This is a genomic window from Streptomyces sp. NPDC031426, from assembly GCF_055581585.1.
In genome coordinates this window covers 86,378-99,064 of record NZ_JBVIJE010000026.1, presented here as the reverse complement: position 1 = coordinate 99,064, position 12,687 = coordinate 86,378, and the positions used below count along the sequence as shown (strand labels likewise).

General features: G+C 70.6%; 8 protein-coding genes and 1 pseudogene. All 9 read left to right on the top strand.

The window, feature by feature from the left end; genetic code table 11:
- Positions 1-56 precede the first annotated feature (56 nt).
- The 9 genes and pseudogenes from nrtL to rpmE all read left to right on the top strand — a co-directional run bounded on the left by nrtL (position 57) and on the right by rpmE (position 12,614).
- Complete coding sequence (nrtL, locus tag ACZ5NH_RS35935; protein ID WP_468781329.1) at positions 57-1,391, top strand: ArgS-related anticodon-binding protein NrtL; 1,335 nt, start codon at positions 57-59, stop codon at positions 1,389-1,391.
- A 53-nt stretch (positions 1,392-1,444) separates the two neighbouring features.
- Complete coding sequence (lysA, locus tag ACZ5NH_RS35930) at positions 1,445-2,836, top strand: diaminopimelate decarboxylase (RefSeq protein WP_468781327.1); 1,392 nt, start codon at positions 1,445-1,447, stop codon at positions 2,834-2,836.
- A gap of 144 nt (positions 2,837-2,980) precedes the next feature.
- Positions 2,981-4,273, top strand: a complete 1,293-nt coding sequence (locus tag ACZ5NH_RS35925) for a homoserine dehydrogenase (protein WP_468781325.1) — start codon at positions 2,981-2,983, stop codon at positions 4,271-4,273.
- Positions 4,274-4,279: 6 nt separating this feature from the next.
- Positions 4,280-5,338 (top strand): threonine synthase, encoded by a 1,059-nt coding sequence (thrC, locus tag ACZ5NH_RS35920; RefSeq protein ID WP_450981261.1) that lies wholly within the window; start codon positions 4,280-4,282, stop codon positions 5,336-5,338.
- Between the two features lie 229 nt (positions 5,339-5,567).
- Positions 5,568-6,485, top strand: coding sequence for a homoserine kinase (thrB, locus tag ACZ5NH_RS35915; RefSeq protein ID WP_388620867.1), 918 nt, complete (start codon positions 5,568-5,570; stop codon positions 6,483-6,485).
- Positions 6,486-6,889: 404 nt separating this feature from the next.
- Positions 6,890-8,887: a transcription termination factor Rho gene (rho, locus tag ACZ5NH_RS35910; RefSeq protein ID WP_388620869.1), complete on the top strand. Its 1,998-nt coding sequence runs from the start codon at positions 6,890-6,892 to the stop codon at positions 8,885-8,887.
- Between the two features lie 171 nt (positions 8,888-9,058).
- Positions 9,059-10,881 (top strand): annotated as a pseudogene (locus ACZ5NH_RS35905) (trypsin-like serine protease).
- 196 nt (positions 10,882-11,077) lie between these two features.
- Positions 11,078-12,181: an LCP family protein gene (locus ACZ5NH_RS35900; protein WP_468781323.1), complete on the top strand. Its 1,104-nt coding sequence runs from the start codon at positions 11,078-11,080 to the stop codon at positions 12,179-12,181.
- A gap of 211 nt (positions 12,182-12,392) precedes the next feature.
- Complete coding sequence (gene rpmE / locus ACZ5NH_RS35895) at positions 12,393-12,614, top strand: 50S ribosomal protein L31 (RefSeq protein WP_030740744.1); 222 nt, start codon at positions 12,393-12,395, stop codon at positions 12,612-12,614.
- The last annotated feature ends 73 nt before the right edge of the window (positions 12,615-12,687 follow it).

Genomic DNA, 12,687 nt, shown 5'->3' with positions numbered 1-12,687 from the left:
TCCCACAGTGAGAACCGCTTCGCCTACCCACCCCCTTCCTCCCCTACGCTTGTCCCGTGACCCCCGTCGAGCTGTCCCGCACCGTGCTGCACGCGGTGCGTTGTGCTGTCGATGACGGGGAGCTGAGTGTGACCGTGCCCGAGCGGGTCGTGGTGACCGAGCCGGGGCCCGGGGGGTGCGGGGACTTCGCCACCAATGTCGCTCTGCAGCTCGCCCGGCCGGCCGGGCAGCCGCCACGGCGGGTCGCCGAGATTCTGCGGCCGCGGCTCGTCGGTGCCGACGGCATCCGGGACGTCGTCGTGACCGGGCCCGGGTTTCTCAACATCAGCCTCGACGCGCGGGCCGACCTCGTCACCGGGCTCGTCCGGGAGATCCGGGCCCGTGGTGCCTCGTACGGCCATGGGGACGCCCTCGCCGGTCAGGTTGTCGCGCTGCGGGTGCCGTACGAGGTGCGGGCCGAGGTCGTCGCGGACGCCGTCGTACGGATCGTGGCCACACAGGGCGGGCGGGCCACCGTCGAGCACGGTGAGCCCGTCAATCTGCGGCCCGTGCCCGCGCCGGAGGATCCCGCGCCGCTGGGCCACGACGCCTCCCAGTGGGCCCTGCTGCACCCCGCCGCGCACGACCGGCCGCGGATCACCGCCGATCATCTGGTCCAGCGGGAGAGCAATCCGCTGTTCCGGGTCCGGTACGCCCATGCCCGCATCCGGTCCGTCAGCCGCAACGCCGCCCGCCTGGGCTTCACCGCCGAGCCCGGCCCGCTGGACGCAGGCCGCTGTGCCGACGCCGGCCCACTGGCCACCAGCCGCTTCGCCGACGTCGATCCACTGATCACGAGCCGCTCTGCCAACGCCGGCCTGCTCGACGCAGGCCCCTCTGCCAACGCCGGCCCGCTCGACGCAGGCCCCTCTGCCAACGCCGGCCCGCTCGACGCAGGCCCCTCTGCCAGCGCCGGCCCGCTCGACGCAGGCCGCTGCGCCGACGCAGGCCCACTGGCCACCAGCCGCTGCGCCGACGTCGACCCACTGATCACGAGCCGCTCCGCCAACGCTGGCCCGCTCGACGCAGGCTGCTCCGCCGACGCCCCCCCGGCCACCCCCGCCAACGGCACTCGCTCCACCGCCAACGGCGCCCCCACTCTCCTCACCCCCCTGGCCGACCACCCCCGCATCCTCGCCGCGGCCGCCACCCACCGTGCCCCGGACCGGCTTGCCCGGCATCTCGTCACCGTCGCGGATGCCGTGCTGCCCTTTCTGCCCTCCGTGCTGCCCTGCGGCGAGGAGAAACCCTCGGCCGCCCACCGCGCCCGGCTCGCCCTCGCCGAAGCCGCCGGGACGGTGCTGGCCGGCGGCCTGTCCCTGCTCGGCATCGACGCACCCGAACACCTCTGAGGCTCCTCGCGAGAGACGCCCGGAGAGAGACAGAGAGTCTGAGAGTCACCGTCATGAGCCGTTCCGCCCATCCCGCCGGGCCCCGCCACGCCGACGTGCTGCCCGAGGGGCACTACTCCGCGCCGCCCGCCGATCTCAACGCCCTCGACCACAAGGTGTGGGCGCAGACCGTCGGGCGCAGCGCCGACGGTGTCGTCACCGTCGGCGGCGTCGATGTGAACACCCTCGCCGAGGACCACGGCACCCCCGCCTACATCCTCGACGAGGCCGACTTCCGTGCACGCGCGCGTGCGTGGCGTTCCGCCTTCGGGGCCGACGCCGACGTGTTCTACGCCGGGAAGGCGTTCCTGTCCCGTGCCGTCGTGCGGTGGCTCCATGAGGAAGGGCTCAACCTCGACGTGTGCTCGGGTGGGGAGCTGGCCACCGCCCTCTCCGCCGGCATGCCGGCCGAGCGCATCGCCTTCCACGGCAACAACAAGTCCGTGGAGGAGATCGAAAGGGCGATCCGCGCGGGTGTCGGGCGGATCGTGCTCGACTCCTTCCAGGAGATCGTGCGCGTCGCCCACATCGCGCAGTCCGTGGGCAAGCGGCAGAAGGTCCAGATTCGGATCACCGTCGGGGTCGAGGCCCACACGCATGAGTTCATCGCCACCGCCCATGAAGACCAGAAGTTCGGGATTCCGCTGGCCGGGGGGCAGGCCGCGGAGGCCGTGCGGCGGGCGCTGCAGCTCGACGGGCTCGAACTGATCGGGATCCACTCCCACATCGGGTCGCAGATCTTCGACATGTCCGGCTTCGAGGTCGCTGCGCACCGCGTTGTCGGGTTGCTCAAGGACATTCGTGACGAGCATGGCGTCGAGCTGCCCGAGATCGACCTCGGCGGCGGGCTCGGGATCGCCTACACCAGTGACGACGATCCGCGCGAGCCGCACGAGATCGCCAAGGCGCTCACCGAGATCGTCACGCGCGAGTGCGAGGCCGCCCGGCTGCGCACCCCGCGCATCTCCGTCGAGCCCGGGCGCGCCATCGTCGGGCCGACCGCCTTCACGCTCTACGAGGTCGGCACCGTCAAGCCGCTGGACGGGCTGCGGACGTACGTCTCCGTCGACGGCGGCATGTCCGACAACATCCGGACGGCCCTGTACGACGCCGAGTACAGCGTCGCCCTCGTGTCCCGGACCTCCAGCGCCGAGCCCATGCTCGCCCGCGTGGTCGGCAAGCACTGCGAGAGCGGGGACATCGTGGTCAAGGACGCGTTCCTGCCGGCCGACCTGGCGCCGGGGGATCTCATCGCCGTACCGGCCACCGGTGCGTACTGCCGGTCCATGGCCAGCAACTACAACCATGTGCTGCGGCCGCCCGTCGTCGCCGTGAAGGACGGCGAGGCGCGGGTGATCGTGCGGCGCGAGACGGAGGAGGACCTCCTGCGTCTCGACGTCGGCTAGCCCACCACCGGGGGCTGGAAGATCTCCGGTCCTCCGGCCCCGCGCCCATGAAATACATGTCTCACGATCCGGACGAAGGGTAGAAACTCCCGTCCGGTGAGTGAGACTGGTCCAACCGTAGACGGTAAGAGGAAACGAGGTCGGATGATGCGTACGCGTCCGCTGAAGGTGGCGCTGCTGGGCTGTGGAGTTGTCGGCTCAGAGGTGGCGCGCATCATGACGACGCACGCCGACGACCTCGCCGCCCGGATCGGGGCGCCCGTGGAGCTCGCGGGCGTGGCCGTACGGCGGCCGTCCAAGGTCCGCGAGGGCATCGACCCCGGCCTCGTCACCACCGACGCCACCGCTCTCGTCAAACGCGGGGACATCGATGTGGTGGTCGAGGTGATCGGCGGGATCGAGCCCGCGCGGACCCTCATCACCACCGCCTTCGAGCACGGCGCGTCCGTCGTCTCCGCCAACAAGGCCCTGCTCGCCCAGGACGGGGCCGCGCTGCACGCGGCGGCGGAGGAGCACGGCAGGGACCTGTACTACGAGGCCGCCGTCGCCGGTGCCATCCCGCTGATCCGTCCGCTGCGCGAGTCCCTCGCCGGCGACAAGATCAACCGGGTGATGGGGATCGTCAACGGCACCACCAACTTCATCCTCGACAAGATGGACTCCACGGGCGCGGGGTACCAGGAGGCGCTCGACGAGGCCACCGCCCTCGGGTACGCGGAAGCCGACCCGACCGCCGACGTCGAGGGCTTCGACGCTGCCGCCAAGGCCGCCATCCTCGCCGGGATCGCCTTCCACACGCGCGTGCGCCTCGACGACGTCTACCGCGAGGGCATGACCGAGGTCACCGCCGCCGACTTCCGCTCGGCGAAGGAGATGGGCTGCACCATCAAGCTGCTCGCCATCTGCGAGCGCTCCAAGGACGGTGCGTCGGTCACCGCGCGCGTGCATCCCGCCATGATTCCGCTGACCCACCCGCTCGCCTCCGTGCGCGGCGCGTACAACGCCGTCTTCGTGGAGAGCGACGCCGCCGGTCAGCTGATGTTCTACGGCCCTGGCGCCGGCGGTGCGCCGACCGCCTCGGCCGTGCTCGGCGACCTCGTCGCCGTCTGCCGCAACCGGCGGGGCGGGGCAACGGGGCCCGGTGAGTCGGCGTACGCCGCCCTGCCCGTCTCGCCCATGGGCGAGGTCGTCACGCGCTACCACATCAGCCTCGACGTCGCGGACAAACCGGGTGTTCTCGCCCAGGTCGCGACCGTGTTCGCGGAGCACGGGGTGTCGATCGATACGGTGCGCCAGCAGGGCAAGGACGGCGAGGCCTCCCTCGTCGTCGTCACCCACCGCGCGTCCGACGCCTCCCTCACCGGGACCGTCGAGGCGCTGCGCAAGCTCGACACCGTGCGGGGTGTCGCCAGCATCATGCGGGTTGAAGGAGAGTAACCAGCAATGACCCACCAGTGGCGCGGAATCATCGAGGAGTACCGGGACCGGCTGCCGGTATCCGACACCACGCCGGTCGTGACGCTCCGCGAGGGCGGCACGCCCCTCGTGCCCGCGCAGGTGCTCTCCGAGCGCACGGGCTGCGAGGTCCACCTGAAGGTGGAGGGTGCCAACCCCACCGGGTCCTTCAAGGACCGCGGTATGACCATGGCCATCAGCAAGGCCAAGGAGGCGGGGGCGAAGGCCGTGATCTGCGCCTCCACCGGCAACACCTCGGCCTCCGCCGCCGCTTACGCCGTGCGGGCCGGCATGGTTTCGGCCGTTCTCGTCCCGCAGGGCAAGATCGCCCTCGGCAAGATGGGCCAGGCCCTCGTGCACGGCGCGAAGATCCTCCAGGTCGACGGCAACTTCGACGACTGCCTCACCCTCGCGCGCAACCTGAGCGAGAACTACCCGGTGGCGCTGGTCAATTCGGTCAACCCGGTGCGTATCGAGGGCCAGAAGACGGCCTCCTTCGAGATCGTGGACATGCTCGGCGACGCCCCCGACATCCACGTCCTGCCGGTGGGCAACGCGGGCAACATCACCGCCTACTGGAAGGGCTACAAGGAGTACGCCGCCGACGGCATCGCCACGCGGACCCCGCGCATGTGGGGATTCCAGGCCTCCGGCAGCGCGCCGATCGTGCGCGGCGAGGTGGTCAAGGACCCGTCGACCATCGCCACCGCCATCCGTATCGGCAACCCGGCCTCCTGGCAGTACGCCCTGGCCGCCCGGGACGAGTCGGGCGGCCTCATCGACGAGGTGACGGACCGTGAAATCCTGCGCGCCTACCGCCTGTTGGCCGCGCAGGAGGGCGTCTTCGTGGAGCCCGCCTCCGCCGCCTCCGTGGCCGGTCTGCTGAAGGCCGCCGAGCAGGGCAAGGTCGACCCGGGCCAGAAGATCGTGTGCACGGTCACCGGCAACGGTCTGAAGGACCCCGACTGGGCCGTCGCCGGCGCCCCGCAGCCGGTCACCGTCCCCGTCGACGCGGCCGCCGCGGCCGAGCGCCTCGGTCTGGCCTGAACCCGGAAAAACCCTGACAGGGTGCACAGGGGGCTTACGACACGCATCGTGCGCCTCCTGTGCGCCCTATGTCGCCACAGAACCTTCCTTCGATAGGCTGTACCGAACCCGCCCGTTGCATATGCCCTCGCATCGGGGCAGCGCCGCGCCGTCTGCGCGGCCCGAGGGTCTCCCTGTACGTCATCGAATGTCTTCGACAGTCACGCAGCTCAAGGAGAGTCAACGAGCGATGGCCGGTCCAGCGTTCCGCGCCGCCGCCGTCCGGGTGCGCGTTCCCGCCACCAGCGCCAATCTCGGCCCGGGCTTCGACGCCCTCGGCCTCGCGCTGGGGCTCTACGACGACGTGGTCGTCCGGGTGGCCGACTCCGGGCTGCACATCGACATCGCGGGGGAGGGCAGCGAGACCCTCCCGCGTGACGAGTCTCACCTTCTCGTCCGCTCCCTGCGCACCGCCTTCGACCTGCTCGGCGGACAGCCGCGCGGCCTGGAGATCGTCTGCGCCAACCGCATCCCGCACGGCCGTGGCCTCGGCTCCTCCTCCGCCGCCATCTGCGCCGGCATCGTCGCCGCCCGCGCGGTGACCATAGGCGGCGAGGCCCGCCTGGACGACGCGGCGCTGCTGGAGCTGGCCACCGAGATCGAGGGCCACCCGGACAACGTGGCCCCGTGCCTGCTCGGCGGGTTCACGATCGCCTGGATGGAGTCGGGCGCCGCCCGGGCGATCAGGATGGAGGCCAGTGATTCCATCGTTCCGGTGGTTTTCGTGCCCGGAAAGCCGGTCCTGACGGAGACCGCGCGCGGCCTGCTGCCGCGCACCGTGCCGCACGTCGACGCCGCCGCCAACGCGGGCCGTGCCGCCCTGCTCGTCGAGGCCCTCACCCGGCGCCCCGAGCTGCTGCTGCCCGCCACCGAGGACCGCCTTCACCAGGAGTACCGGGCCCCGGCCATGCCGGAGAGCGCCGCGCTGGTGGAGCGGCTGCGCGCCGACGGCATCCCGGCCGTCATCTCCGGCGCCGGACCCACCGTCATGGCGCTGGCCGACGCCGACAGCGCGGACAAGGTCGCCCACCTCGCGGGTGCGGGCTGGGCCGCGAACCGGCTGGACCTCGACGTCCAGGGAGCGAGCGTGCTGCCGCTTGCGACCTGACACACGGTTGCCGGATTTGGAGAGGGGGAATGTTTGTTGGATCCGGTAGTGTTAACCTCAAGTCTGCACCCGACCCCACCATGGCGAGGTGCCTCGTGTCCCAGTCCGGGACAGACATTCTTCCGGGAGCCTCCCACGCCACTCCGTGTTCCGTGCGCCGTACCTGGGCAGTACGTCGTATGCGGACACTGAGCGGGCCGCCGGGCACGCTCCGGAATCGGTGCTACCACGCCATGTGACACTGAGTGCCACGACTCGCGGAAGCGCCATCACCGCACATTTCTTCCGCCGCTTTGGCGGACCACCGCCCCGGCACGGTTCACGGAAAGCAAGGACCGTAGCCGGACAGCACAACCGGTCGCCGAGCCAGACAGGCCGACGTCCGCTCCAGGGAAGGACCCTTCGTGAGCGACACCACCGATCTGATGGGCGCACGTGTCGAGGAGACCGCTGCCGCGCCCGCCACGGACGCCTCCGCGCCTGCCACCGGTGCCGGCTCCCGGCGGCGCCGCGGTACCGGCCTTGAGGGCATGGTGCTGGCCGAGCTGCAGCAGGTCGCCTCGGGCCTCGGTATCAGGGGCACCGCGCGGATGCGCAAGAGCCAGCTGATCGAGGTCATCAAGGAGGCGCAGGCCGCCGGGGGCGCCGCCCCCAAGGCCGAGGCCGCCACCGAGACCAAGCCGAAGCGCCGCGCCACCTCCAAGGCCCGTACCGGCGAGGACACCGCCGAGAAGAAGGCGGAGGCCAAGACCGAGGCCCCCGCCGAGAAGGCCGTGGCCCAGCAGCAGATCGAGATCCCCGGCCAGCCCGGTGGGGGCACCACCCGCGCGAGCGCAGCCGAGCGCGGGGGAGAAGCCGAGCGTGGGGGAGACGAGGCGCCGACCGAGCGCCGTCGCCGCCGCGCCACCGCCGAGGCCGGCAGCCCCGCCCCGAGCAGCGCGGAGACCATCGCCGCCGAGGCCAAGGCCGAGCCCAAGGCCGAGACCCCCGCCCAGCAGCCGCAGGGCGAGGCCGGTGACGGCGACGGCCGTGGCCGCCGCGACCGCCGTGAGCGCGGCCGGGACCGCGACCGCCGCGGCAAGGGCGACGAGCAGCAGGGCGGCCAGCGTCAGCAGCAGGGCCAGCAGCAGGGCGGCCGTCAGGACCGTCAGCAGGACGAGGACGACTTCGAGGGCGGCCGCCGGGGCCGTCGCGGCCGCTACCGCGACCGTCGTGGCCGTCGTGGCCGCGACGACATCGCCGAGCCGCAGCTCGCCGAGGACGACGTCCTGATCCCCGTCGCGGGCATTCTGGACATCCTCGACAACTACGCCTTCATCCGGACCTCCGGCTACCTGCCGGGCCCGAACGACGTGTACGTCTCCCTCGCCCAGGTCCGTAAGAACGGCCTGCGCAAGGGCGACCACGTCACCGGTGCGGTCCGCCAGCCCAAGGAGGGCGAGCGCCGCGAGAAGTTCAACGCGCTGGTCCGCCTCGACTCCGTCAACGGCATGGCGCCCGAACACGGCCGTGGCCGCCCGGAGTTCAACAAGCTGACCCCGCTCTACCCGCAGGACCGCCTCCGCCTGGAGACGGACCCGGGCGTGCTCACCACCCGCATCATCGACCTGGTCTCGCCGATCGGTAAGGGCCAGCGCGGTCTGATCGTGGCCCCGCCGAAGACCGGCAAGACCATGATCATGCAGGCGATCGCCAACGCGATCACGCACAACAACCCCGAGTGCCACCTGATGGTCGTCCTCGTCGACGAGCGTCCGGAAGAGGTCACCGACATGCAGCGGTCGGTCAAGGGCGAGGTCATCTCCTCGACCTTCGACCGCCCGGCCGAGGACCACACCACGGTCGCCGAGCTCGCCATCGAGCGCGCCAAGCGTCTGGTGGAGCTGGGCCACGACGTGGTCGTGCTGCTCGACTCGATCACGCGTCTGGGCCGCGCCTACAACCTGGCGGCTCCGGCCTCCGGCCGCATCCTGTCCGGTGGTGTCGACTCGACCGCGCTGTACCCGCCGAAGCGGTTCTTCGGCGCGGCGCGCAACATCGAGGACGGCGGTTCGCTGACCATCCTGGCCACGGCTCTCGTGGACACCGGGTCCCGCATGGACGAGGTGATCTTCGAGGAGTTCAAGGGCACGGGCAACATGGAGCTGAAGCTCGACCGCAAGCTCGCGGACAAGCGGATCTTCCCGGCCGTGGACGTGGACGCCTCCGGTACCCGTAAGGAGGAGATCCTGCTGGGTGCCGAGGAGCTGGGCATCGTCTGGAAGCTCCGCCGTGTGCTGCACGCGCTCGACCAGCAGCAGGCCATCGAGCTGCTGCTCGACAAGATGAAGCAGACCAAGTCGAACGTCGAGTTCCTGATGCAGATTCAGAAGACGACGCCGACGCCCGGCAACGGCGACTAGTCGGTACAGACCGGGTAGGAAAGAAGGCCGCCCCCCGTCAATCGGTGACGGGGGGCGGCCTTTTGGCGCTGAGAGGTACGGGTGCGCATCACGTGCCCCTCCTGACTCATCGCCCCATGGGGCACTCTCTTGTCCACGCCTCCTCCCCGCAGCGGTCGGCACAGACGACGCATACGCATCGTCCTGCCCGTCGCCGCCGCCGGTGTCGCCGCGGCCGTCGCCGCCGCGGTGCTGACCACCTCCGCCGGTGCCACGACGACCTCGGCCTCGCCGACCGTCAAACCCGCCACCGGCTCCGCGTCGCTCAGCGAGCTGACGAACCGCGTCGCGGGCGCGCTCGCCACCGACAAGGACTTCAAGAAGGCTTCGAAGACCAAGGACACGAACGGCGGCGGCACGGCCTCCTCGTCGTCCACGTCGTCCACGTCGTCCTCGTCCACGACGTCCGGCACCGCACCGTCAGCCCGATGATCATCGGCGGTACCACCACGAGCATCACCTCGGCCCCGTGGATGGCCCAGCTCTGGTACTACGACGACAAGGGCACCAGCGACACCAGCGACGACGTCGGCTTCTTCTGCGGCGGTGCCGTGGTGGCGCCGACGAAGATCCTGACCGCCGCGCACTGCGTCAAGGGCTTCGACTGGCACGCCAACGGCGCCGTCGTCACCGGCACCGACCAGCTGCCCACCACCGACGCCTCCGGCAACACCGACGTGCACGGCGGCACGGTCTCCGGCGTCTGGCGGCAGTGGAACCACCCGTCGTACAACGCGACGACCATCGACAACGACATCGCCGTACTGACCCTGCCGAGCCCGATCAAGGCGACGCCGATCCGCATGACGACGTCGACCGACACGGCGTCCTACGCGGCCGGCACCAGTGCCAAGGTCTACGGCTGGGGCCGCACCAGCTCCACCAGCCAGGACATCTCGCAGACGCTCAAGACGGCGACGCTGCCGATCCAGTCGGACAGCACGTGCTCCGGCGCCTACGGCAGCGACTTCATCGCCGGTCACATGGTGTGCGCGGGCAACCCCGCGACCGGCAGCGACTCCGGTACCACCGCCACCTGCAACGGCGACTCCGGCGGCCCGCTGATCGTGAACAACCGCATCGTGGGCATCGTCTCCTGGGGCGTGCAGAACTGCGTCGCCAAGGGCGCGTACAGCGTGTTCAGCAAGGTGAGGTCGTACGTCGGCGCCGCCTACCCGCGCATCGACGACACCAACCTCAGCGGCGACCACAAGGCCGACCTGTTCGTGCGCGAGCACTCCACGAACACCGGCTACGAGAAGGACTCCAAGGGCACCTCGTTCGCGTCCCGCGTCTCCTGGGGCAGCTTCTCCGGGTACAACACGATCCTGCAGACGGACCTGGACCGGGACGGCTACCAGGACTTCATCCTGCGCCGCAGCAGTGACGGGGCCGTCTTCTGGCTGCGCTACATCCCGGCCACCCAGAGCTGGAGCAAGAAGGAGATCTTCAGCAACTGGTCCACCCGGAAGTCCACCGTCGCCCCCGGCGACGTCACCGGCGACTACCTGCCCGACCTGCTCTCGGTCGACTCCTCCGGCAACCTGTGGATCTACCCGGGCAAGGGCGACGGCTCCTTCGCCTCCCCCGTCAAGGTGGGCTCCGGCTGGGGCCAGTACAACTCCCTGCGCGGCCACGGCGACTTCGACGGCGACGGCAAGGCCGACCTGATCGCCCGCCAGAGCGGCACCGGCGACGTGTACCTGTACCGGGGCACGGGCAAGTCCGGCTCGGGCGCCTTCGCCTCCCGGATCAAGGTGCGCAGCGCCTGGACCGGCTACAACGCCTTCGACGCCGTCGGTGACGTGACCGGTGACGGCAAGGCCGACTTCCTGGCCCGCACCTCCGGCGGCACGCTCTACCTGTACCCGGGCACCGGCAAGGCGACCAGCGAGATCTTTGCCACAAGGATCTCGGTCGGCACCGGTTTCCAGGCGTACGACCTCTGGGGCTGAAGCCCCAGGTGAGCGAGGCTCACCGCCCGTAACCCGATCACGCACAGTGCCCATCGCCGTACGCGGTGGGCACTGTGCGTTGTGCAACCCTTGCCCGGGTTTCTCCGTCTGCCCTTACGGAGTGACGATGGAGCGGTACCGACCGCGCCTGACTCTGAAAGCAGGGGGTAACCGACCGACGAGACCTAGGAGCGATGTGTCCGCCGAGAGCACGCCGGAGCCCGTCATACCCGAGCCGGGCGAGACCGGCCCCCGCCGCAGAAGCCGGAAGGCCCTGCGCGCCGCGGCCTGGACGGCCGCCGGTGTCGTCGCGCTGGGCGGGGCGGGCGGCGGTTACCTGTACTTCAAGCTCAACGGCAACATCCGAAGCGTCGACATCGACCAGGCCCTCGGCACCGACCGCCCCACGAAGATCGACAACGGCTCCGAGAACATCCTGGTCCTCGGCTCGGACACCCGCTCCGGCTCCAACAGGAAGCTCGGCGGCGGCATCGACGACGGCAGCGCCCGCTCCGACACGGCGATGATCGTCCACGTCTACGAGGGCCACAAGAGGGCCAGTGTCGTCTCCGTCCCCCGGGACACCCTGATCGACCGCCCGGCCTGCACCGACACCAAGGGCACCAGGCACCCGGCCGCGAGCGGCGTGATGTTCAACGAGTCCTACGCCACCGGCGGCGCGGCCTGCGCGGTGAAGACCGTGGAGTCCCTCACCGGCATCCGCATGGACCACTACCTGGAGGTCGACTTCGCCGGCTTCCAGAAGCTCATCGACGACCTCGGCGGCGTCCCGGTCACCACGACGAAGACCATCGACGACCCGCAGAGCCACCTGGACCTCCGCGCCGGCACCCACACCCTCGACGGGCAGCAGGCCCTCGGCCTGGTCCGCACCCGGCACGGCGTGGGCGACGGCTCCGACCTGGGCCGCATCCAGCTCCAGCAGGCCTTCGTCAAGGCCCTGCTCGACCAGGTCAAGCACGTCGGCGTCTTCAGCAACCCGAAGAAGCTGTACGACCTCGCGGACACCGCCACCAAGACGGTCACCACCGACTCCGACCTGGGCTCGGTCAACTCCCTGATCGACTTCGCGGACGGCCTCAAGGGCATCGGCTCCCGGCACATGACCATGATCACCATGCCGGTCCAGTACGACCCGTCGGACCCCAACCGCGTGCTCATGCAGAAGCAGAAGGCCCAGCTGGTCTGGGACGCTCTGAAGAACGACCGGCCCATCCCGAAGTCGGCCACAACGGGCACGGCAACCGGTGAAGCAAAGGGTGTGGTGAGCGCCCCATAAGGGGCGCGGGGAACTGCGCGAGTACCCACCACCCGCCCACGTCGAAACCACGGCACCCCCGTAGGCGACAACCCACCCGCAGGAATACAACAACCGCACCCCCGGTTTTGGGAGAGGGCCCCAGTCCTGGCAGACTGGTACGTCGGCTCCGGTTCACGCTCCCGCATCCCGCGGCGGCGACCCGGCGCCCTCCCGAAACCTAGGAGACACCTTGAAGCGCGACATCCACCCCGCGTACGTCGAGACGCAGGTCAGCTGCACCTGTGGCGCGTCGTTCACCACCCGCAGCACCATCGAGTCCGGCACCATCCGGGCCGAGGTCTGCTCCGAGTGCCACCCGTTCTACACGGGCAAGCAGAAGATCCTCGACACCGGTGGCCGTGTGGCCCGCTTCGAGGCCCGCTTCGGCAAGGCCGCCGGCTCCAAGAAGTAGCGAGCCCCATTTCGCCGGTCCACGGTCACGCCCTCGCGGGGGTGTGCCCGGGACCGGCGTTTTTGGTCGCCCG

Bases quoted from the DNA above. Each gene is read 5' to 3' on its own strand.
- thrC (WP_450981261.1), top strand. From the start codon at position 4,280: ATGACCCACCAGTGGCGCGGAATCATCGAGGAGTACCGGGACCGGCTG.
- lysA (WP_468781327.1), top strand. From the start codon at position 1,445: ATGAGCCGTTCCGCCCATCCCGCCGGGCCCCGCCACGCCGACGTGCTG.
- thrB (WP_388620867.1), top strand. From the start codon at position 5,568: ATGGCCGGTCCAGCGTTCCGCGCCGCCGCCGTCCGGGTGCGCGTTCCC.
- ACZ5NH_RS35925 (WP_468781325.1), top strand. From the start codon at position 2,981: ATGATGCGTACGCGTCCGCTGAAGGTGGCGCTGCTGGGCTGTGGAGTT.